The sequence below is a fragment of the Achromobacter sp. NFACC18-2 genome, from assembly GCF_900108985.1.
Lineage (GTDB): Bacteria > Pseudomonadota > Gammaproteobacteria > Burkholderiales > Burkholderiaceae_B > Achromobacter.
The window spans coordinates 103005-124190 of the sequence record NZ_FNYM01000004.1 but is presented as its reverse complement, the minus strand read 5'-3'; the positions used below and the strand labels follow the sequence as shown (position 1 = coordinate 124190).

Annotated in this window: 18 protein-coding genes; 10 read left to right on the top strand and 8 right to left on the bottom strand. The window is 68.2% G+C overall.

Translation table 11 applies throughout. The annotated features are described in order from the left end of the window. Positions 1-72 precede the first annotated feature (72 nt). Positions 73-1491: a hypothetical protein gene (locus BMW75_RS07615; RefSeq protein ID WP_092578261.1), complete on the top strand. Its 1419-nt coding sequence runs from the start codon at positions 73-75 to the stop codon at positions 1489-1491. Positions 1492-1496: 5 nt separating this feature from the next. Here the strand turns inward: BMW75_RS07615 and BMW75_RS07610 are convergent, their stop codons facing one another. After that, the gene (locus tag BMW75_RS07610) at positions 1497-2186 is read right to left on the bottom strand and encodes a GntR family transcriptional regulator (protein WP_092578259.1); all 690 of its coding nucleotides are present in this window, start codon (positions 2184-2186) and stop codon (positions 1497-1499) included. Positions 2187-2322: 136 nt separating this feature from the next. Here BMW75_RS07610 and araD point away from each other — a divergent pair, with 136 nt between their 5' ends. The 5 genes from araD (at position 2323) to BMW75_RS07585 (ending at position 7019) form a co-directional block, all read left to right on the top strand. Next, the gene (gene araD, locus BMW75_RS07605; protein WP_092578257.1) at positions 2323-4053 is read left to right on the top strand and encodes an L-arabinonate dehydratase; all 1731 of its coding nucleotides are present in this window, start codon (positions 2323-2325) and stop codon (positions 4051-4053) included. A 53-nt stretch (positions 4054-4106) separates the two neighbouring features. Continuing rightward, positions 4107-4817 carry a ribonuclease activity regulator RraA gene (locus tag BMW75_RS07600; protein ID WP_092578255.1) on the top strand — a complete coding sequence of 237 codons (711 nt, stop codon included), beginning with the start codon at positions 4107-4109 and terminating at the stop codon, positions 4815-4817. Positions 4818-4877: 60 nt separating this feature from the next. Beyond that, positions 4878-5867 carry a Bug family tripartite tricarboxylate transporter substrate binding protein gene (locus tag BMW75_RS07595; protein WP_092578253.1) on the top strand — a complete coding sequence of 330 codons (990 nt, stop codon included), beginning with the start codon at positions 4878-4880 and terminating at the stop codon, positions 5865-5867. Between the two features lie 231 nt (positions 5868-6098). Beyond that, on the top strand, positions 6099-6791 hold the full coding sequence (locus tag BMW75_RS07590) for an HAD-IA family hydrolase (protein ID WP_092578251.1): 693 nt from the start codon (positions 6099-6101) through the stop codon (positions 6789-6791). A 30-nt stretch (positions 6792-6821) separates the two neighbouring features. Beyond that, the gene (locus BMW75_RS07585; RefSeq protein ID WP_092578249.1) at positions 6822-7019 is read left to right on the top strand and encodes a hypothetical protein; all 198 of its coding nucleotides are present in this window, start codon (positions 6822-6824) and stop codon (positions 7017-7019) included. Between the two features lie 39 nt (positions 7020-7058). Here BMW75_RS07585 and BMW75_RS07580 read toward each other — a convergent pair whose 3' ends face one another. From BMW75_RS07580 to BMW75_RS07570, 3 genes are all read right to left on the bottom strand, one after another. Further along, entirely contained in the window at positions 7059-8525 is a 1467-nt protein-coding gene (locus tag BMW75_RS07580; protein WP_092578247.1) for a PepSY domain-containing protein, read from the bottom strand. Positions 8526-8539: 14 nt separating this feature from the next. Then, on the bottom strand, positions 8540-10651 hold the full coding sequence (locus BMW75_RS07575; RefSeq protein WP_092578245.1) for a TonB-dependent receptor: 2112 nt from the start codon (positions 10649-10651) through the stop codon (positions 8540-8542). A 188-nt stretch (positions 10652-10839) separates the two neighbouring features. Then, a complete protein-coding gene (locus tag BMW75_RS07570; protein WP_175493120.1) occupies positions 10840-11244 on the bottom strand; it encodes a DUF2946 family protein in 405 nt (134 codons plus the stop codon). A 127-nt stretch (positions 11245-11371) separates the two neighbouring features. Here BMW75_RS07570 and BMW75_RS07565 point away from each other — a divergent pair, with 127 nt between their 5' ends. Beyond that, positions 11372-12106 carry an acetoacetate decarboxylase family protein gene (locus tag BMW75_RS07565; protein ID WP_175493119.1) on the top strand — a complete coding sequence of 245 codons (735 nt, stop codon included), beginning with the start codon at positions 11372-11374 and terminating at the stop codon, positions 12104-12106. A gap of 37 nt (positions 12107-12143) precedes the next feature. Here the strand turns inward: BMW75_RS07565 and BMW75_RS07560 are convergent, their stop codons facing one another. The 4 genes from BMW75_RS07560 to BMW75_RS07545 form a co-directional block, all read right to left on the bottom strand. Beyond that, positions 12144-12683 carry a PaaI family thioesterase gene (locus BMW75_RS07560; RefSeq protein WP_092578238.1) on the bottom strand — a complete coding sequence of 180 codons (540 nt, stop codon included), beginning with the start codon at positions 12681-12683 and terminating at the stop codon, positions 12144-12146. Positions 12684-12753: 70 nt separating this feature from the next. Beyond that, positions 12754-15849, bottom strand: a complete 3096-nt coding sequence (locus BMW75_RS07555; RefSeq protein ID WP_092578235.1) for an efflux RND transporter permease subunit — start codon at positions 15847-15849, stop codon at positions 12754-12756. Beyond that, positions 15846-16952: an efflux RND transporter periplasmic adaptor subunit gene (locus BMW75_RS07550; protein ID WP_092578233.1), complete on the bottom strand. Its 1107-nt coding sequence runs from the start codon at positions 16950-16952 to the stop codon at positions 15846-15848. Before BMW75_RS07550 ends, BMW75_RS07555 begins: the two co-directional genes overlap by 4 nt. Positions 16953-17079: 127 nt before the next feature. Next, on the bottom strand, positions 17080-17697 hold the full coding sequence (locus tag BMW75_RS07545; protein WP_092578231.1) for a TetR/AcrR family transcriptional regulator: 618 nt from the start codon (positions 17695-17697) through the stop codon (positions 17080-17082). 111 nt (positions 17698-17808) lie between these two features. Here BMW75_RS07545 and BMW75_RS07540 point away from each other — a divergent pair, with 111 nt between their 5' ends. The 3 genes from BMW75_RS07540 (at position 17809) to BMW75_RS07530 (ending at position 21158) form a co-directional block, all read left to right on the top strand. Continuing rightward, positions 17809-19308, top strand: a complete 1500-nt coding sequence (locus tag BMW75_RS07540; protein ID WP_092578229.1) for an efflux transporter outer membrane subunit — start codon at positions 17809-17811, stop codon at positions 19306-19308. Between the two features lie 99 nt (positions 19309-19407). Next, a complete protein-coding gene (locus tag BMW75_RS07535) occupies positions 19408-19836 on the top strand; it encodes a DUF2231 domain-containing protein (RefSeq protein WP_092578227.1) in 429 nt (142 codons plus the stop codon). Next, complete coding sequence (locus BMW75_RS07530; protein WP_092578226.1) at positions 19833-21158, top strand: PQQ-dependent sugar dehydrogenase; 1326 nt, start codon at positions 19833-19835, stop codon at positions 21156-21158. The genes BMW75_RS07535 and BMW75_RS07530 overlap by 4 nt, the downstream gene beginning before the upstream one ends. The last annotated feature ends 28 nt before the right edge of the window (positions 21159-21186 follow it).

Genomic DNA, 21186 nt, shown 5'->3' with positions numbered 1-21186 from the left:
CGGACGCAACGCGCTATAGTTCCGTCCGTTCGATAAATGGCTGGCGGCGGGGGGCTGGCGTATATGCCCAGAATGCCGGGACCCAAGACCATCAGACTGCTGGCCGCAGGCCTTGCGATCGCCGCCGCCGGAGTGCTGGCCTGGGGGATCTACCAGATCATCCCGATGGGCGAGCCCCTGCCGCGTAGCGAGATCGTGGGCGAACTCAACGGACCGGCGCTGGCCTCGTATTCCCGGGTGGCCATCCACCGCTACGGAGAACGCCAGCTCCTCACCGGTCAGCTCCTGGTCACCGCCCGGGACATCGACGGGCTGGCGCAGGCCCCGGTCTTGGACACACAGGTTCCGTCCCTGAAAGAACGTCTGCAGCAGCAGCGCGTGCGGCTGGCGCAGGCCGGCGCCATCACCACCCTGGCGCACGGGACTGGCGACCTGGCCCTGGCCATGCTGCAGACCGGCCGGTCCACCACCGACGCGCGCAATCTCATCTATGGGGGCCGGGGCACCGGCGTATTCGACCTGCTGGGTTCCATCAGCGGCGATACCGGCGTCACGCTCATCGGCGCGCCGGGCGGCCAGCCGCTATTTCTTGTCGCCGGCACCCTGCGCAGCCCGGGCGAAGGCGACCAGCCCGCCGCTTGGGACGCGCTGCGCTCGGACGATCTGGGCACGACCTGGACCTACGATCCCGAGGTGACGCTGGGCGTCCCCCAACAGCACACCACCTTCCTGACGGACCGCCTGGCCATCGCGCTGGAACACCACGAGACCGGCGTGCGGCTCCTCTACAGCTGCGACGGCGCGCGGCGCTGGTCGGCGACGCTGCTCAAGGAACAGGTCTGGCCCGATTCGGCCGCCTTCGAGCGCAAGTTCGCGGCGTCGGCGGAGCGGGACCGCGAAGCCTACGGCGAAGGCCAGCTCGGGTACGGCTGGTCGCTGTACCCGCTGGACGACCGTCGCGCGGTGGGCTGGAGCTGGCGCACGCGCGTGAGGCCCGAGGGCCAGGAGGCGCCCGAGTTGATCGAGACGCGGCGTTTCGAGGTGCAGTTCCAGGAAGACGCCTCGCCCGCGTTCCGCGTCACGCCGGAAGTGCCTCGGGTGCCCGAGCAGGCGGCGCAGGTGCTTCTGACACGCGACGAGCCGGTGTTCGAGACGGAGGGCGGGGCCATCTACCAGTTGGACAAGGCCGGGTTGTCCTGGGTGAAGCGATCGACGTCGCCCGACGTGCGCGGGGCCCGGTCCTGGATCGGGCAGGCGTGGTTCGGCCGCAATGCGTGGGTCATCAAGACCTATGCCGATCACCTGTTCCCCGACAACGAATACACCAAAACCTACTTCTACAGCCGCGACAAAGGCAGGTCCTGGCGGCCGTTCCAACTGTCCTACGAACAGGAGCGCGGGCTGCTGGGCCTGGACCAGACGGGCGACGCCCTGCTGACGCTGGCCGAGCGCGGCGGCAAGACCGTGATCCAGCGCTATCCGCTGGACTGAGACCGCTATCCCGCCACCACGTATTCCGGATAGCGCTTGCAGATTTCGTTGACCTGGCTGAGCGTGCCGGACAAGTGCTCGCGCAGCACCTGCTGCGCCCGCGCGGGGTCTTGCGCCGCGATGGCGTCCACCAGCCGCTGGTGATCGTCCAGGATGCGTTCGGCCTTGCCGGCTTCGGGCAGATGCAGGCGGCGCAGCCGGTCCAGGTGGCCGCTGTAGCGCTGCGCCATGTCCCACAGGCTGGCGACGCCGGCGGCCTCGTGCATGTCGCGGTGAAACGCCTGGTCGGCATTGATGAACTGCTGGTATTGGCCGCTGGCGTGGCTGGCGCGCTGCAGGTCGATGCTGGACTGCAGGCGCTGGAGCAGGAGCGGGTCGGTCCGCTGCGCCAGCAGGTGCACGATTTCCAATTCGAGCGAGCGGCGCAGGAAGTGCGCCTGGCGGGCGGCGGCGATGTCGATGCGGCTGACGACGGTGGTGTGTTGGGGATAGATATCGACCAGGGCTTCCTCGGCCAGCCGCATCAGCGCGTCGCGGATGGGCGTCTGGCTCAGGCCATAGCTGTCGGCGAGCGTGACGCGGGACAGCGGCGCGCCGGGCGCGAGCTCCAATGAAATGATCTGGCGCCGCAGGTGTTCGAAAACCTGGGGCGCCGCGTAGCGGGAGCGGTCCAGTCTGAGCTTCTGGCTTTGCATCGGATACGGTATCGAGATTCCGCGTAGGGAAGGGCGGTGACGAAAACGGCAGTGTAGCGGGTTTCCACCTAGCTGACGCACTAATGTATTAGTGTTTAAATGCCCTGACCGTCACAACGCCTTTCCTCCTATCCCGATGAAACGACCCTACGAAAGCCTGCGCAGCGCCGCCTGGATGGCCAAGGACGACCTGCGCTCCTTCGGCCACCGTTCCCGCATGATGCAAATGGGCTACGGCCCCGACGATTGGGCCGGGCGCCCGGTCATCGCCATCATCAATACCTGGTCCGACCTGAATCCCTGTCACAGCCATTTCAAGCAGCGCGTCGAGGACGTGAAGCGTGGCGTGTTCCAGGCCGGCGGCTTCCCGGTGGAACTGCCCGCGATCTCGGTGTCGGAATCCTTCGTCAAGCCGACCACCATGCTGTATCGCAACTTTCTGGCCATGGAAGCGGAAGAGCTGCTGCGCAGCCACCCGGTGGACGGCGCGGTGCTGATGGGCGGCTGCGACAAGACCACGCCGGGCCTCATCATGGGGGCGATCAGCGCGGGCCTGCCCTGTGTCTACGTGCCCGCCGGCCCCATGCTGCGCGGCAACTGGAAGGGCAAGGTGCTGGGGTCCGGATCGGACGCCTGGAAACTCTGGGACGAACGCCGCGCCGGCAAGATCACGCAGGAACAATGGACCGAGGTGGAGGGCGGCATCGCCCGCAGCTACGGCACCTGCATGACCATGGGCACCGCCAGCACCATGACGGCCATCGCCGAGGCCATTGGCATGACGCTGCCGGGCGCCTCGTCGATTCCCGCCGCCGACGTCAACCACATGCGCATGTCGGCAGAATGCGGCCGCCGCGTGGTGGACATGGTCTGGGACGACCTGACGCCGCAGCGCATCCTGAGCCCCGCGTCGTTCAAGAACGCCATCAACGTCGCCATGGCGATGGGCTGTTCCACCAACGCCATCATCCACCTGGTCGCCATGTCGCGCCGCGCGGGCTGCGCGGTGGGCCTGGACGACTTCGACGCCGCCAGCCGCAAGGTGCCCGTCATCGCCAACATCCGGCCCAGCGGCGACACCTACCTGATGGAAGACTTCTACTACGCGGGCGGCCTGCCCGCGCTGATGTCCCGCCTGCACGGCCACCTGGACCTGTCCGCCATGACGGTCACGGGCAAGACGCTGGGCGAGAACATCGCCGGCGCCGAGGTCTACAACGACGACGTGATCCGCAAGCTGGACGAAGCGATCTACGACGAGGGCGCGCTGGCCGTGCTGCGCGGCAATATCGCGCCCGACGGCTGCGTCATCAAGCCCAGCGCCTGCGCCCCGCAGTACCTGCGCCATACCGGCCCGGCGCTGGTCTTTGACGACTACCCCAGCATGAAAGCCGCCGTCGAAGACGAAAACCTGGACGTCACCGCCGACCACATCATGATCCTGCGCAACGCCGGCCCGCAAGGCGGCCCCGGCATGCCGGAATGGGGCATGCTGCCCATCCCGACCAAGCTGGTCAAACAGGGCGTGCGCGACATGCTGCGCCTGTCGGATGCGCGCATGAGCGGCACCAGCTACGGCGCCTGCATTCTGCACGTCGCGCCCGAAAGCCACGTGGGCGGCCCCCTGGCGCTGGTCAAGACGGGCGACACGATCACCGTGGACGTGCCCGCGCGCACCATCAACCTGAACGTCAGCGACGAGGAACTGGCCGCGCGCCGCGCCGCCTGGACACCGCCGCCGCGGCGCTACGAGCGCGGCTACGGCTGGATGTATTCCCGGCACATCCTGCAGGCCAACGACGGCTGCGACTTCGACTTCCTGGAAACGGAATTCGGCGCGCCCGTGCCCGAGCCCGCCATTTTCTGAACCCAGACTTTTTCCGCATTTTCGTCTACCTACCCGGAGCCATCGTGTCCCCCATGAATCCCGAAACCCGCGCCCGGCTGTCCGGCGTCAGCACCGCCACGCTGTGCACGGCCCTGTTCAAGCGCGGCCTGCGCAACCAGTTCATCCAGGACGTGCGGCCGCTCAACGCCAATCTGCCCAACATGGTCGGCCCGGCCTTCACGCTGCGCTACATCCCCGCGCGCGAAGACCTGAACACCATCAAGGTGTTCGAAGACCGCGCGCATCCGCAGCGCGCCGCCGTCGAGACCTGCCCCGAAGGGGCGGTCTTCGTCATGGACAGCCGCAAGGACGCGCGCGCCGCGTCCGCCGGCTCCATCCTGGTCACCCGCCTGATGAAGCGCGGGGTGGCCGGCGTGGTCACGGACGGGGGCTTTCGCGATTCGCCCGAGATCGCCGAGATGGGCTTTCCCGCCTACCACCAGCGTCCGTCCGCGCCCACCAACCTGACGCTGCACCAGGCGCTGGACATCAACGTGCCCATCGGCTGCGGCGACGTGGCCGTGTGGCCCGGCGACATCGTCGTGGGCGACCGCGAAGGCGTGGTGGTCATTCCGGCCCACCTGGCCGACGAGATCGCGATCGAAGCGGTCGAGATGACCGTCTTCGAGGACTTCGTCACCAGCCAGGTGCAGGGCGGCGCGTCCATCCTGGGCCTGTATCCGCCGACCGATCCCGGCACCAAGGACAAGTTCGCCGCCTGGCGCAAAGAACAGGGCCGCTGAGCCTTGCCGCCGGCGCAGCCGGCACCCCCCCATACCGATAAAGATAGGCAGGAGACAACCATGAACATGCAACGACGCGGCGCGCTGGCCGCGCTGCTGGCCGGCGCCGTCCTCGGCACCCTGGCCATGCCCGCCAGTGCCGCCGATTGGCCGACGCAAAAGCCGATTTCCTATGTGGTGCCGTTCACCGTGGGCGGCTCGACCGACGTGGTGGGCCGGGTGCTAGCCCAGAAGCTGGGCGACCGCCTGCACCAGAACGTCATCGTCGAGAACAAGCCCGGCGCCGCCGGCGGCATCGGCGCCACCTACGTGGCCAAGGCCGCGCCCGACGGCTACACGCTGTTCGGCGGCACGATCAGCACGCACGCCATCAACGCCAGCCTGTACAAGAACCTGAAGTACGACCCGGTCAAGGACTTCGAACCGGTGTCCCTGATTGCCTTCCTGCCCAACGTGCTGCTGGTCGATCCCAACCTGGGCGTGAACTCGGTGGCCGACCTGATTGCGCTGCTCAAGCGCGACCCATCCAAGCGCACCTTCGCGTCCTCCGGCGCGGGCACCTCCACGCACCTGGCCGGCGAACTGTTTTCCGGCATGATCGGCGTGCCGCTCACCCACGTGCCCTACAAGGGTACGCCGCCGGCCATGGTGGATGTGTCGTCGGGCGCGGTGACGTTCATGTTCGACCAGATGACGGCGGCCTTGCCGCTGCTGCAGACCGGCAAGCTCAAGCTGCTGGCCGTGACCACCAAGGACCGCATCGCGCTCGCGCCGGACGTGCCGACCATGCAGGAGGCCGGCGTGCCTGGCTTCCAGATGGCGTCATGGCAGGCGGTCTACGCGCCCAAGGGCACCCCCAAGCCCATCCTGGACAAGCTGGCCGCCGAAATCGCCCTGATCCTGAAAGAACCGGACGTCCAGGAAAAGCTGGGCAAGACCATGGGCATGGAGCTGGTCGGCAGCACGCCGGACCAACTGCGCGACCTGATGGCCACGGAAATCCCCCGTTGGGCCGAGGTCGTGAAGAAGTCGGGCGCGTCGGTGGAGTAGGGCAGTATCGGGCGAAGTCCGGGGGCGCGTTGTGGTTCACGCAGCGGCCCTCGGCGCCTGGATCATCCGGCGCCCGGGGCGGCATTGCGCTGCACGGTGACTGATGGCGTCTGCACGCGGGTCGTGTGGGCGAGGCCGCGCGGCAGTAAGCTAAGGCTTATCGGGACCTGGCCCGGCGTCCTGTCCGGCAGTCAGGCTCGCAGCGGAGTCACCGCAGTGGAGTCACCTATCGTGAACGATCTCGCCGCCCTCGCAGGGGCCACCATCGCGTTCGATCTGGACGGGACGTTGGTCGAATCGGCCCCCGATCTCATCGGAGCAGTCAACGCCGTGCTGATTGCGCACGGCTATCAGCCCTTGGCCTATGAACGGGGCCGGCCCTACGTCAGCCGAGGTGCGCGCTGGCTGTTACAGCTTGGCCTGGAAAGCGCCGGCGAACCGGAGCCCGCCGCGCGCACGGCTGCGCTGTTCGGCGGCTTCATTGCCTATTACAGCGACCATATCGCGGACGAAACGCGACCGTTCCCCGGCGTCATCGATGCGCTCAAGACCCTGCGGACCGCAGGCGCGGCCTTGGTCGTCTGCACCAACAAACCCACGGACCTCTCGCGCAACTTGCTGACCAAGCTTGGCATGGCGGGCCTTTTCGACGGCGTGGCCGGCATCGACGCCGTGTCAGCGGCCAAGCCCAATCCCGCCCATCTGATCGAGGCGGTGCAGGCCGTGGGCGGCGACCTCGCGCGCACCGTCATGGTGGGCGACGCCGACACCGACGCAGGCGCCGCCCGCAGCGCGGGAACCCCGCTGATCCTGGTGGACTTCGGATACAGCGAGATCCCCGCCGCGGCGCTGGCGCCAGACGTGCTGCTGCATCACTTTGACGACCTGCCGGCCGCCTGCGCCCGCCTGGCAGGGACACCATGACGGAAGCCCGTCTTGCATTGAGGAGATGACATGATCGTCGAAGTCTTCCAGCGCGCCGATGGCAAGTGGGGCTTTCGGGGCATTGCGCTGCTGGGCGTCCAGGAGGATCCGGGCGCCTATCCCACCCGCGAGGACGCGGCCGCGGCGGCGCGCGTCGCCTATCCGGGCGAGTCGATCTCGCAGGTCGATGCGTCCATCGACACGCCGCCGCAGCCGCACTCGGATTGAGCCGGGCGCGCTGCGTGTCGGCCGGCGGGCCGCCGGAGGCTACTGGCGGTCGCGCGCCCAGCCCAGCCGGCGCGCGCCCAGCACGATGCCGGTGGCGGAAAGGGCCAGGCCGCCCAGGCTAAGCAGGATGAGCGCCAGGTCCCGGCCCACGCCAGCGTCCAGCAGGGCGGGGAGGTCCCAGCTGTGCAGGAAGTAAAAGAGCCAGCGCCCGACCCGCTGCGCGCGTGAGAGGCTGAGGACCGGTTCGCCCGTGCGCAGGTCCACATAGACGCGATCCGCCGCCGCCGTGTCGAAGTCCAGCCGTAGTACGGGCAGTCCGCGCGGCGCGCCGCCATTCATCGCTTCGGCGTGGCGGGCGTAGTAATAGGCGTCGTAGCGGTCCAGCACTTGCGCGTGCACCGGCGCGTCTGGAAATAGCGCGCGGGCCGCGTTGCGCACGGGCTCCGGTTGCCAGGACGATTGCACCGCAAGCCCGGCCGTGCCCTGCCTGACGATGCGGCTGTCGGCGCTGGCGTCGCGCGCCACCACGTACGGTTCACCCGCCAGCCAGCGCCATTCCAGCTCAACGGCCAGAAAGCCCGCGCGTCGCAGTGCCTGCAGCACCGGCTGCGGGTCGGCGAGGGAGGCGTCGTGTTCCGGGCCCGCCATGGCGGGGCGATCGGGGCCGGGGCCGGACCCGGAGAAAATCCCGCCCGGATTCATCGACATCAGCCCGCTGAAGATCCACGTGCACACGAAGGCGCTGAAGAGCAGGCCGGCGATATGGTGCCAGCGCATCCAGGCCTCGCGGTAGGGCGTGCGCGCGCCTGATTTGTAGCGCCCGCGAAAGCGCCAGCGCCACACCCCGACGACCGCGCCGCTGGCCGCCAGCACCGTACAGAGGCCGGACAGGACGATCACCATCCAGCTCCAGACCGGATCGACGGAGCGGTCCCGCGCCATGTACAGCCAGTGCAGCCATGCGCCCGCGTAGTTCCAGCGCTGCTGCGCCAGCGGCGCGTCCAGCACGACCTGGCCGGTGGCCGAGGACACGTACAGGACGCCGGCCGGTTCCCCGTCCATGCGGACCTTGTGCAGCGGGCGATGGCGGTCCAGGCCGCGCGAATGGGTCCAGCGGTCTTCCTCGACCAGGCCCTCATAGCGCGGTTCGCCGGCAGGCCAGAAGCGCCCGGCCTCGGCGACGGCCATCTGCGCCGTCACCGCGCCGTGGGGCTGGCCCGTGCGCGCGGACCAGGCGCGCGGCCCGTCCGGCGTCGACACCACATAGCTGGGCTCGCCGCGCACCGACGTCAGGACGCGGGGGCCCGCCGCGTCCGGCGCCGGGTAGGCGTCCGCGGCCAGGACGGGAAGGCGGGCGTAGCGTTCGGCAGGCGTCAGCTTCGGGTAGCCGACGTACAGCATGACGATGCCGCTCAGAAACCACGCAAGCATCAGCACGCAGCCTGCCACGCCCAGCCAGCGATGGACCAGGTAGGTCAGCCTGCGGGCCCGTGCCTTGAGGTCCATGGTCCGGCCCGCCTTCAGAAGCGATGGTTCAGGGTCAGCTCGAAGCGGCGGCTGGGCCCGTACAGCCACTGCGTGTTGGTGTAGTAGGCGGTCGTGTAGTAGGCGCGGTCGAAGACGTTAAAGCCCCGGGCCGTGATGGCGGTGTCCTTGTTCACGTCCCAGCGCAGCGCCAGATCGGTCGTCGTGTAGGACGGCAGTTCCAGCGTATTGGCGCTGTCGGCGTACCGCTTGCCCACGTAGCGCAGGCCGCCCATGGCGGTCCAGCCCGGCTGGAAATTCCAGGTCAGCCACAGGTTGGCCAGGCGCTGCGGCACATTGGGCGGGACATTGCCCGCGCGCGACACGGCGGCGCCGCCGACCGATTCGGAGAAGTCGTCGTACTTGGCCCGCAGCATGGTGGCATTGGCCTCGATCGTCCAGCCGGGCGCGAACGCCAGCGACAGCGACGCTTCCAGGCCCCGCGACGATTGCTCGCCCACCTGCACGCGCAGGCTGGGGTCGTCGGCGTCGCGCGACAGCAGATTGGTCTTGCGGATCTGATAGGCCGCGAGCGTCCATTCGCCACGGTTGTCCAGGAAATTCTGCTTGAGACCGACCTCGATCTGCTTGCCCCGCGACATGTCGAACTCGGCATTGGCCGGGCTGATCATCAGCAGGCCGCTGACCGGATCGGCGGCCTCGGCGTATTGCGCGTACACGGCAAGATCCGGCGTAATGTCGTACACCGTGCCGATGCGCCAGCCGACGTCGGAATAAGTCTGGGACAGCGCGCGTTGATCGGTGATCAGGTCATCGCGCGTGACCTTCGCATGGTCGTACCGCAAGCCGCCGATGACGGACCACTTGCTGGTCAACGCCAGGCGATCCTCCATGAAGAGGGCGAACTGGTCCGCCTTGTTCTGGTAGCGCGGGATGAACGGGACGTCGCTCTGGTATTTGCCGTGATCCGGGTCATAGGGGTCCACGGGGCCGGAGCTGCCGGTGTAGGTGTTGTTGGTGTGCTTGAAGGTGGCGTGGTTGACGTCAAAGCCCACCGACACCGTGTTGTCCAGGCCGGCCAGCCTGCCCTTGAACACGGCGCTGGTGGTCAGGCCGGTCTGCGTCTGGTCATGCGTGATCTGGGTGTTGTCGGACCGGTCGATCAGGCTGGTTGCGGGGTTGTAGACGTAGCGCTCGGCATTGCGCCAGTCGCGGTCGCTCTGCACGTGGTAGAGGCGGGTGCGCACCGTGGTGGCGTCGTTCGGCGTCCAGACCGTGTCCAGTTGCGTCCACTGATCCCGGAACCGCATGAAGCCGTCGTCGACGTTGTAGTTCTGCTTGCGCAGCGCCTCGTCCTGCTCGCCGTTGATCATTGGCGTGCCGAAATACCGCATCGGGCGCTGATAGCCATACGCGTAGCTCAGCGTCATGTTCAGGTCCGGCGTCGCGTCCCAGCGCAGCGCGCCCGAGAACGTGGCGTCGCCCGATTGACCGTTGTCCACCCAGCCGTCCGTGTAATTGCCGCTCACGTCCAGGCGATACGACAGCGTATCGCTCAGCGCGCCGCCGCTGCCCAGTCCAAGCCGGGCCGTGTCCTGCGTGCCTATCGTGGCCTGGATCTCGTTCTGGATGGGCCCGCGCGTCGGCCGCTTGGGGATCACGTTGACGACGCCGCCGATGGCGCCGTCGCCATAGATCACCGACGCCGGTCCGCGCAGGACCTCGATGCGCTCCACCGACCACGTGTCGAACGGAAACGTCAGGCCGACGCCACCATATTGGCGCAGCCCGTCGTACAGCCGCATGACCGAGGTGCTGTCCGTGAAGCCGCGCACCGACAGGGCGCTGTTGCCGTTGCCCGGATGGGGCATGGCCGAGAAGCCGGGGGCGCGGGTGATCGCTTCGATCACGCTGGCGTCGCCGCGCGCCGTGATCTGGTCCCGTGAAATGATGTCGACGCTGGCGGGCGTCTGCATGGGCGTGAGCCCCAGGTTGGAGCCGGTGGATGCCTCGGTGGTCAGCGCCGTTTCGGCGCCTCCCATCACGGTGATGGGGGCGAGTGTTGCGGGAGCGGTTTGCGCGGCGGCATTGAATGCGGCCAGGACCAGGGACGTGCCCAGGCACGCGTGCGTACGAACGATGGCCAAAATGACCCCTCTTCTTCAGTGTCTTCGACTGGATCTGCCGCCGGCGTGAATGCCGGCGGGCAATGCGGACGCGAAGAGGGGGACATCACGCGGGCGGCGCCAATGTACTGGCGACGTATCGAGGCATGTTCCGGACGTATCCCTCCCTTCGCTGCCGAGCGCGGCGCAAAGCGCGCGGGCGCGGCAAATCAGGAAGACAGGGAAGGCGGGGCGCGTGGCCCGAGGGGCGGGCCCAGCGCGGGAAGCGGCGGCGCGGCGCGATGGACGGCGGATGCAGGCGCTGCGTAGGCGGCCTGGGCCGAGAGCACGGGCGCCAGACCGGTCTCGGGCAATATCGCATGCGCGGCGAGGGCGCCGAAGACGCAGGCATCGCTCGCGGCATGCTTGGAATCGGGCTGCGACGGCAGATCGAACGTCACATTGAGCGCGCCGCCCGCGTCGCACAGCGTCAGCATCAGCGAGGTCGTCGACCGCCCCGCCATGAAGCCGTCCGGGATGAAAGCGCGCAGCACGAACGCGGCCATTGCCAGACAGACGAGCAAACGCCAGGGCAGGCCGCGGGGCTTGATCGCAGAGTCCCGGTCGGTACGCATGGGCGGGATTCTATTACAGAATCTGACGCATTCTCTACGAATCGCAACACGTGCGGCGATCTGTCGCAGGACCTTTACTATCGATCTTGCGGCGCGCCGCCGGCGGCCTGCACAGGAGTTCGCCAGCATGATTGAGCCTTCCCACGACCGTCCCTCGGATGACGTGCACCCCGATGCGGCGGGCGCCTATCCCCCGGCGCCATGGCACCTGCGCGGCCATGCGCTCATCAGCGCGTGGCGCGTCCCTCTGGTCGATCTGCCGCGCCAGCGGGCGCCCGGCGACGCGCGCGTGGTCACCCTGGGCCGCCATGCCATCTGCGCCACGGTCTGGACTGCCTATGAACCGGGCGGCACGCTGGCCTACAACGAACTGCTCTTTGCCACGGCCGTGCGCCATGCGGGTTTGCTGGCGCCCGCCTGCACTGTCGGCCCGATCTGGGTGGACGACGATGCCGCCGCCGCCGGAGGCCGGGAGTTGTGGGGCATTCCCAAGCGGATGGGCCGGTTCGAGCCGCTGCGCGCGGAAGGGGCTTCCGGCGTTCCCGGCGTTCCCGGCGAGTTCGGCGCTTCCGGCAATGTCGGCACCGGCACGGCCGCGTGCCGCACGGATGACGGGCAGTTCGTGGCCAGCCTGCAATTTCACCCGGGGTTGCGCGTGGCCGTTCCGCTGCGCCTTGCGGTGTGGACGGTTCAGGACGGTCACGCGGGCCCGCTGCGCACCCGCTGCACCGTGCGGGGCAGGGCGCGTTTCGGGTCGGCGCGCTGGCGCGTGGCCGAAGACGGTCCGCTCGGTTTCCTGGCCGCACGCCAGCCGCTGGCCAGCGTGTGGCTGCAGGACATGTCCGTGTCGTTCGGGGTCTAGGGGCGGAGCGGGCGCCCGCCGACCCAGCCCCGCGCCGCTACGCGCGGCGGTCGAACACCATGCACGTCGTGGTGCCGTGGGCGTACAGCTTGCCGTTTTCGTCCTCCACGCGTGCCTGCGCCGTGGCGATCTGTCTGCCGCTGTGTATCAGCGTGGCGGCGGCGCGCAGCGGGCCGCTGGACGGCGTTGCCGGCCGCACGATGTTGACGCTCAGTTCGACGGTCGTGTAGGTGCGGCCTTCCGGCAGCGCGCTCTGGATCGAACACCCTAGCGCCGAATCGAGCAGCGTGGAGAACCAGCCGCCATGGATGGTGCCGAAGGGGTTGCAATGCCGCGCCTGCGGCACGCCCATGAACACCACCCAGCCCGATTCCGCATCCACCAGGGTCATGTTCATGGTGTCGTTCATTGGCGGATAGGGCAGCTCGCCGGCCATCATGGCCTGCAGGATCTGCAGGCCCGTCATGCCGCCGAGTTGTTCCGCGCTGGCGATGTCGGGCTTGCCGCCTCCTGCAAGGAGTCGGGCGCGCGCGGCCTCGTGTTGCGTCATCCAGCAGGCCTGTCGATTGTTGTACATGCGTACCCCTTCATCGTGATGCCCGCGGCGAGGGGCCGCCGCGCCGCGGGCGGTATGGGTGAACCCATCGTCACCCGGGAACGGCCTCGGGTCTGGCGGCGCCCTGCGCGGATGCCGGGCGGATCTTGAACCAGATGGCGTACATCGCCGGCAGGAAGACCAGCGTCAGGATCGTGCCGGCGAACGTGCCGCCGATCAGCGTGTAGGCCAGCGTTCCCCAAAACACGGAATGCGTCAATGGGATGAAAGCCAGAATCGCGGCCATCGCCGTCAGGATGACCGGCCGCGCCCGCTGGACCGTCGCCTCCACGACCGCGTCGAACGGAGCTAGGCCGTCGTGCTCGTTCTGGTGGATCTGGCCGATCAGTATCAGCGTGTTGCGCATCAGGATGCCGGACAGCGCGATCAGGCCGACCAGCGCATTGATGCCGAACGGTTGTTGAAAGAGCAGCAATGTCGGCACCACGCCGATCAGGCCAAGGGGACTGGTGGCGAACACCATCACCATGGCCGCAATCGAGCGCACCTGCAGGATGATGATGAGCAGGGTGGCGGCGATCATGATGGGAAAGAGCGGCAACATGGCGGTGCTTGCCTTGCCGGCCTCCTCGATGGAGCCGGCCTGTTCGATGCGATAGCCCGCAGGCAGGGCATCGATGACCGGCTGCAACTGCTTCAGGACGTCCGTGGACACATCCGGCGGCTGCAGCCCTTCTGCGATGTCGCCGCGCACCGTGATCGTCGGCGTGCGGTCCCGGCGCCGCAGGATCGGGTCTTCCATGCGCACCTCGACCGTGCCGACCTGCGACAGCGGCACGCGCTGGCCGGCCGCGCCCGCCAGCGTCAACCCGGCGATCCTGGCCGGATCCAGGCGCACGTCGCCAGCGGCCCGGCCCACCACTTCCACCGAGCGGATGTCCTCGCGCACGTTGGTGAGGGGCGCGCCGCTGAGCAGGAACTGCAATTGCTGCGCCACCGAACTGGACGTCAGGCCCACTGCCTGGAGCCGGTCCTGGTCCAGCGTGAAATGCAGGGCCGGGACGCGCGGACCCCAATCCGTGTTGACGGTACGCATCATCGGATCGGCCTGCATGATGGACTGCACGCGCGCGGCGATCGTGCGCAGCGTGTCGGGATCGGGTCCCATCACGCGGTAGGCCACGGGAAACGGCGAAGGCGGTCCGAACACGATCTGGGTGACGCGGACCTGCGCCTGCGGCGCCAGGCCGTCGGCGATGGCCTGGCGCAGCCGGAACTTGAGGGCTTCGCGCTCCTTGTCATTGCCCGTCAGGACCACGATCTTGGCGAACGAGGGGTCGGGCAGTTCCGGCGACATGGCCAGGAAGAAGCGCGGCGCGCCCTGGCCGACGTAGGCCGTCACGATCCGGGCCTCCGGCTGGCCGGCAAGCCAGGTTTCGACCTGGGCGGCGGCCTGGCTGGTCTGTTCGATCGACGTGCCATACGGCATCTGGACTTCAACCAGCACTTCGGGCCGGTCCGACGTGGGAAAGAACTGCTTGTTGACCATGCCCATGCCGACGACCGCAAGCGCGAACGCGCCGATGACGGTGCCCGCCACCAGCCACTTTCGGCCGATGACATGACGCAGCAGGCGCCGGAAGCGGTTGTAGTTGCGCGTGTCGTAGATGGCGTGGTGTCCGCCTTCGATCTTCTTGATGTCCGGCAGCATCTTCACGCCCAGGTAGGGGGTGAACACCACCGCCACCACCCAGGATGCGATCAGGGAGATGCCCACGATCCAGAACATGTTGCTGGTGTATTCACCGGCGGTGGAGCGCGCGAAGCCGTTCGGCATGAATCCCACCGCCGTGACCAGCGTGCCCGACAGCATGGGCGCCGCGGTGTGGCTCCACGCATACGCCGACGCGGCGATGCGGCTGTAGCCTTCCTCCATCTTGACCACCATCATTTCGATGGCAATGATGGCGTCGTCCACCAGCAGGCCCAGCGCCAGGATCAGCGAGCCCAGGGTGATGCGGTCGAAGTTCTTGCCGGAGGCCGCCATGACCACGAAGACCGCCGCCAGGGTCAGCGGCACCGCGGCCGCGACCACCACGCCCACGCGCCACCCCATGCTGATAAAGCACACCAGCATCACGACCAGCAAGGCGACGAAGAACTTGACCATGAACTCGTCGACGGCGGCGCTGATGTTGACGGCCTGGTCGGTGACCTTGGTCAGGCTCATGCCCAGGGGCAGCGCCTGGTTGATGCTGGCCACTTCCTTTTCGAGCGCGCGGCCCAGATCCAACCCGTTCCATTCATCGCGCATGACGACGCTCAGCAGCAACGCCGGCTCGCCGTTGTTGCGCACCATGAAGGTCGCCGGATCTTCATAACCCCGTTCCACCGTGGCCACGTCCGACAGTTTCAGCGTGCGGCCCCGCGCCACGATGGGCGTCTGGCGGATCTTGTCGAGGTTGTCGAACGCGCCGTCTACCCGCAGAAACACCCGCGGCCCGTCGGTGTCGATGGACCCGGCGGGCGTGAGCAGGTTCTGGCCGTTGAGCGCGGCAAAGATGTCCTGTGGATCGACGCCGAGCGTGGCCAGGCGGTCATGCGAGAAGGACACGTAGATGCGCTCGGGCTGCTCGCCGATGATGTTGACCTTCTTGACGCCCGCCACGTGCAGCAGTTGCTGGCGCAGCGCCTCCGCGTCGCGCACCAGCAGGCGCTGGGGCTCGCCCTTGGCCTTGAGCGCATACAGGGCGAATGTCACGTCCGCGTATTCGTCGTTGACCAGCGGCCCGATGACGCCGGGAGGCAACTGCTTGGCTTCGTCCGAGAGCTTCTTGCGCGCCTGGTAGAACTCTTCCTGCACTTCCCCTGGCGGCGCGCTGTCTTGCAGGGTGACCATGGTGAACGCCAGGCCTGGCCGCGTATAGGTTTCGGTCCGGTCGTACCACCGCAGTTCCTGCAGCCGCTTTTCCAGCGGATCGGCCACCTGATCCTGCATTTCCTGCGCCGTCGCGCCGGGCCATGCCGTGACGACGGTCATCTGCTTGATGGTGAAGGGCGGGTCTTCGGCCCGGCCCAGCTGGAAGAACGCGAGTATGCCGGCGACAGAGATGAGGAAGATCAGGAACAGCGTGATCGAACGCTCGCGCACGGCGAGCGCGGACAGGTTGAAGCGGCCTTCGCTCATTGCTGCGCTCCCGCCGCGGCGACCGCATTCTGGCCGCCGACGCGCACGGGCTGGCCTTCATGCAGCAGATGCGCGCCCAGGGAAACGATGCGCTCGCCCGGCTTGAGGTCGCCGCCGACGCGCGCCGCGTCGTCGCTCAGGCTGATCACCTGCACGGACCGCCGCGCCACGTGGGCCGGGCTGCCGCCCACGACCCAGACGCCGGGGCCGGCGCCGGCATCGAACAAGGCGCCGATCGGCACCTGTACCGACGGGGCGCCATCGGACGATTCGGGAATGTCGATCGTGATGGTGGCGCCCAGCGGCGCGCGTGCCAACTCGCCCGACAGCACATACCTGGCCTCGAACGTGCGCGTGACGCGGTCGGCGGCATCGGAAAGCTGCCGCAGCGTGGCGGGCGCGGGCGTCTGATGGTCGCCGTACAACCGCGCGCGGGCCGACGACCCCACAGCGGGCCGCAGCGTTTCGGGCAAGTGCACGATGGCTTCGCGCTGGCCCGCTCGCGCCAGCCGCGCCACGGTTTGCCCGGCGCTGACCACCTGTCCCGGTTCGGCCAGCGTCTCCACGACGACGCCATCGGCGTCGGCCAACAGCACGGCATAGCTCGATGCATTCTTCGCGACGTTGGCCTGGGCTTCGGCGGCCTGCAGGTCGGCGCGCGCGGTATCGGCGGCCGCCTTGATCTGCGCATAGGCCGACGCCGACACCGCGCCTTCCGCCACCAGGCCGCGATAGCGCGCTTCGTCATCGGCGGTCTGCTTGGCTCGCGCGCGAGCCGCCGTGACGGCCTCGCGCTGCGCCCGGGCCTGCAGCCCCAGGTCTTCCGGGTCCAGCCGCATGAGCGGCTGGCCTCGCGTCACGGTCTGCCCAGTGTCGACCAACCGTTCCAACACCTTGCCCGACACGCGGAATCCCAGATCGCTCTGGACGCGTGCCGCCACCACGCCGGAGAAGGACCGCGCCGAGGCGGATGCGTCTTGCGCCACGCCGACGCGCACGAGCGGGGGATCGACTCGGGGATCCCGAGGGGGGCTATCGCCGCATGCCGCGAGGGCGAAAGGCAACAGGCAGAGGGCAAACGGAGCAAGCTGACGCCGAAGCATGGGAAACCATCCTCACAAAGAAGGCTCCCATTCTAAACGTGTGACTAAAACAGTCAATGGTTACAATGATATTTTGCGCCAAATTTTTGTGGCACACCGGTTGCGCGCACCGGATTGCCACATTCGCTCATGGCGCCAGACTGCGCAGAATCAGGCCCGACAACTGGATCGTCGCCTGCTCGGCGTTGTCCAGGTTGTGCTGCAGGAGCAGGGGATTCAGGTAGGGCCGCAAGACCAGGTAGATGGCGTCCACGGTTTCGTCGAGCGGCGTCTTGCGCTCGAAGTCGCCGGCCTCGCGGCCTTCACGCACGATCTTGAGGATGAGGTCCTTGACGTGCGCCTCATAGGCCCGCGCGGACGGCCACGACTCGCTGGCCGAGGTCCGCGCGATGTCGTACAGCTTGCTGTCCTGGAAGAAGAGCTGGCTGCCGGCCTCCACAAGGGCCTTGAAGATGCGGCGCAGCCTTTCCGGGGCCGAATGCGCGTCCGCCACGGCGGCGTCCAAGGCCACCGTGATCATGTTCAGCCGGTTCGCGCAGATCACCTCGCCGATGGCCTGCTTGGAATCGAAGAACTTGTAGATATAGGCCTTGGAAAAGCCGATCGCCTTGGCCAGATCGGACACGGTGGTCTTGTCGTAGCCGTAGCGGCCAAAGTATTCGGTCGCGGCGTCGACGATCTGGTCTCGGACCTCGTGACCGGACGGGCCGCGCGCATGGGGGTCGGGGGATGTTGCTTTGCTCATCCCGGGAGCTTAACCCGCGGACCTTGTGTTGACAACAAGTGACTAAACGGTATTATAGTCACGCACCAATCCATTGCTGCCCCCCATTTCAGCCCGTCTTGAAGGATTCCCATGTTCGCCCGTCGTTTTCTTGTTTTGCTATGCGCCAGTGTGACGACCGGGTGCGCGGTAGGGCCTGACTACCGCAAGCCGGAAGCCCCGCTTCCCAGCCATTACACGCAGACCCCGGCCGCGCAGGCCGGGGCGGCGGCCAGCCAGGACCTGACGGCCTGGTGGCGCCAGTTCGACGATCCGATGCTGGCGCGTTTCGTGTCGAAGGCGATCGCGCAGAACCTGGATCTGGCGCAGGCCACGGCGCGCGTCGCGCAGGCCCGGGCCGGCCTGGGCGCGGCCAACGCGGCGTTGCTCCCGTCAGCCCAGGTCCGCGGTCAGGCCGCGCGTGCGTATCAGTCGGTCGAGACGCCGTTGGGACAAGTGCTCAACGCCACGCCGGGATATGACCGGTGGGGGAACGACTACGAGGCGAACCTGGAGGCGAGCTGGGAAGTGGACCTCTTCGGCGGCCTGCGGCGCGGCCGCGAGGCTGCCATTGCGGACCTCCAGGCCGCGGACGCGGCGGCCATGGCGACGCAGCTTGCCGTCGCCGCGCAAACCGCGGACACCTACATCGTCATCCGCAGCCTGCAGGCGCGTCTGGAGATCGCCCAGCGGCAGGTCAGGACGCAGCAGGATCTCGTCGCAAAAGTGGGGCTGCTCCACGAGAGAGGGCTGGCGGCCAGATACCAGGTGCAGCAGGCCGACGGCGCGCTGTCGCAGGTCCAGGCCACGGTCCCGGTCTTGCAGGCGGGCCTGGATGCGGCCATGAACGCCCTGGACGTGATGCTCGGCGAGCCCCCCGGCACCCATCGTTCGGAACTGGAAGTTTCCGCGCCCATCCCCGCGACGCCGCGCATTGCTGACATGGGATCGCCCGCCGATCTGCTGCAGCGCCGCCCGGACCTGATCGCGGCCGAACGCCGGCTGGCCGCGGCTAACGCAAGAATCGGCGTCGCCATCGCCGAGTACTACCCCAAGTTCTCGTTGAGCGGCCTGCTGGGCAGCGCGACGACCGTATCCAGCGGCAACCTGTTTTCCAGCGGCGCCAGCCAGTCGGCGGGCGTGCTCGGCCTGCGCTGGCGTCTCTTTGACTTCGGCCGCATCAATGCGCAGATCGACCTGGCCAAAGGGCAAGAGGCGCAAGCACTGGCCGCGTACCGGCTGGCGGTGCTTCGTGCGACGGAGGACGTCGAAAACGCGTTCTCCGCGCTGCTCCGGCGCGCGGAACAGACCGCGGCGCTGACGCGAGGCGAAGATTCCCTGACGCGCGCCCGCGCATCGTCGTTTGCCGCCTATGAGCGCGGCGCCGCCAGCCTGATCGACGTGCTGTATGCGGATGCGTCCCTGCTGCAGGCGTCGGACGACCGGGCATTGGCCCAAGGCGAGTCGGCGCGCGCGGCGGTGGCCGCCTACAAGGCGCTGGGCGGCGGGTGGCAGCCGGGTGTGCCCGTCCAGCCGGCCCAGCCCGCCCCGCCCGCCCCGCCCGCCGAGCCTGCGCAGGTCGCGCGGCGCTGATGCCTGGGATGCCGGTCGCCCTTGCGCGACAGGAATGCGGCTTGCTGCGCGGCCCGTCACGGGCGCGTGCTTGGGCCCGCATTCCACGAGGCGATCCCAGTGACTCAACTCATCGAAAACCGATATGCCCTGACCGTGCGGCCCATGCCCGCGGTCTTCCTGGCGGGGATGTTTCCGCTGTATCTCGGCGCCGCGCTGGCGGATGCGGCGTATGCGCAGACTTTTCACATCCAGTGGAATAATTTCGCGTCCTGGCTGCTGGTCGGCGGCCTGGTGTTCGGCGCCGTCGCCCTGTTGTTCGCCCTGATCGATGTCTTCAGGCCGACGCAGCGCGCGCGGGGCATCGTGCCGTATGCGCTGGTGCTGCTGGCCGCATGGCTGGTTGGCGTCCTCAACGCGCTCATGCATGCCCGCGACGCCTGGGCAAGCATGCCCGCCGGCCTGATCCTGTCCGTCGCGGCCGCATTGCTGGCGTTCGTGGCCGTCTGCCTGGGATTTCGCACGCCGCACATCAGGGGACCGCTATGAAGAAGCTTCGCTTGCTTGCCGGGATCCCGCTGCTGGCGGCGGCCGGGGTATGCAGCGGCCAATCCGGGACCGCGCAGGTCGGCCCGACGCCCGAATTGCCCCCGCCCGAACGGGGCCTGCTGCCCGACATGGTGATCGCCAAGCCCGCCCAGTGGGGCGACAAGGTGCCTACCGTGCCCGAGGGATACAGGATTTCGGCCATCGCCACCGATCTGAAAATCCCGCGCCAGACGCTGGTGCTGCCCAACGGCGACATCCTGGTCGCCGAAGGCCGCGGCGGCAGCGCCCCGGACCTCAAGCCCAAGGATGTGATCGCGGGCATCATCAAGGCCCGCGGCACCAGCCCGGTCAAGGGCGGCAACCGCCTGACGCTGCTGCGCGATGCCGAAGGCGATGGCACCTATGAGGCCTCCACGTTCGCCGAGAATCTCAATGCGCCGTACGGGCTGGCGCTGGTCGGGAACCATCTCTACGTCGCCAACCAGGACGCCCTGGTGCGATTCGACTACCAGCCCGGTCAAACCAAGGCCAGCGGCCCGCCGGTAACGGTTACCCCGTTGCCCGCGCAGATCAACCATCACTGGACCAAGGCCCTGACCGCCAGCGCCGACGGGCAGTATCTGTACGTGGGCATCGGTTCCAACAGCAACATCACCGAACGCGGCATGACGGCGGAAGTCGATCGCGCCCGCATCTGGCGCGTCAACGCCGCCACGGGCGAATACAAGGCGTACGCCACGGGCCTGCGCAATCCCACCGCGCTCACCATCCAGCCCGACACCGGCCAATTGTGGGCGGTGGTCAACGAGCGCGACGAGCTCGGTCCGGACCTCGTGCCCGACTACCTCACGTCGGTCAAGGAAGGCGCGTTTTACGGCTGGCCTTACAGCTACTGGGGCAAGAACGTGGACGATCGCGTCCGGCCGCAAGACCCCGAGAAGGTCGCCTCGGCCATCGCGCCCGATTACAGCCTGGGCTCGCACGTCGCGGCGCTGGGCGTGGATTTTTCGAACGCCGCGATGGGGGACCGGTACGCCAACGGCGTCTTCGTCGGCGAGCACGGCAGCTGGAACCGCAGCGATCCGGTCGGCTACAAGGTGGTGTTCGTGCCCTTCACCGACGGCCGACCGTCCGGACCGCCCGTGGACTTTGTGGCGGGCTTTCGCGACAGCGACGGCACCACGCGCGGCCGCCCGGTGGGCGTGACGGTCGATCCGAAAGGCGCGCTCATCGTGGCCGACGATCTGTCCAACACGATCTGGCGCGTCACGCCGGCGCCGTCCGCGCCGCCACCCAAGCCCGTCGCCGCGGCGCGACCTTGAACTCCATTCCGGCACGGCAACACGGCCG

What these genes read in the sequence shown, in the direction of transcription:
- BMW75_RS07565 (WP_175493119.1), top strand. Translation starts at nt 11,372, where the DNA reads ATGATTGAGCCTTCCCACGACCGTCCCTCGGATGACGTGCACCCCGAT.
- BMW75_RS07545 (WP_092578231.1), bottom strand. Translation starts at nt 17,697, where the DNA reads ATGAGCAAAGCAACATCCCCCGACCCCCATGCGCGCGGCCCGTCCGGT.
- BMW75_RS07600 (WP_092578255.1), top strand. Translation starts at nt 4,107, where the DNA reads ATGAATCCCGAAACCCGCGCCCGGCTGTCCGGCGTCAGCACCGCCACG.
- BMW75_RS07580 (WP_092578247.1), bottom strand. Translation starts at nt 8,525, where the DNA reads ATGGACCTCAAGGCACGGGCCCGCAGGCTGACCTACCTGGTCCATCGC.
- BMW75_RS07615 (WP_092578261.1), top strand. Translation starts at nt 73, where the DNA reads ATGCCGGGACCCAAGACCATCAGACTGCTGGCCGCAGGCCTTGCGATC.
- araD (WP_092578257.1), top strand. Translation starts at nt 2,323, where the DNA reads ATGAAACGACCCTACGAAAGCCTGCGCAGCGCCGCCTGGATGGCCAAG.
- BMW75_RS07530 (WP_092578226.1), top strand. Translation starts at nt 19,833, where the DNA reads ATGAAGAAGCTTCGCTTGCTTGCCGGGATCCCGCTGCTGGCGGCGGCC.
- BMW75_RS07595 (WP_092578253.1), top strand. Translation starts at nt 4,878, where the DNA reads ATGAACATGCAACGACGCGGCGCGCTGGCCGCGCTGCTGGCCGGCGCC.
- BMW75_RS07610 (WP_092578259.1), bottom strand. Translation starts at nt 2,186, where the DNA reads ATGCAAAGCCAGAAGCTCAGACTGGACCGCTCCCGCTACGCGGCGCCC.
- BMW75_RS07570 (WP_175493120.1), bottom strand. Translation starts at nt 11,244, where the DNA reads ATGCGTACCGACCGGGACTCTGCGATCAAGCCCCGCGGCCTGCCCTGG.
- BMW75_RS07540 (WP_092578229.1), top strand. Translation starts at nt 17,809, where the DNA reads ATGTTCGCCCGTCGTTTTCTTGTTTTGCTATGCGCCAGTGTGACGACC.
- BMW75_RS07555 (WP_092578235.1), bottom strand. Translation starts at nt 15,849, where the DNA reads ATGAGCGAAGGCCGCTTCAACCTGTCCGCGCTCGCCGTGCGCGAGCGT.
- BMW75_RS07550 (WP_092578233.1), bottom strand. Translation starts at nt 16,952, where the DNA reads ATGCTTCGGCGTCAGCTTGCTCCGTTTGCCCTCTGCCTGTTGCCTTTC.
- BMW75_RS07560 (WP_092578238.1), bottom strand. Translation starts at nt 12,683, where the DNA reads ATGTACAACAATCGACAGGCCTGCTGGATGACGCAACACGAGGCCGCG.
- BMW75_RS07585 (WP_092578249.1), top strand. Translation starts at nt 6,822, where the DNA reads ATGATCGTCGAAGTCTTCCAGCGCGCCGATGGCAAGTGGGGCTTTCGG.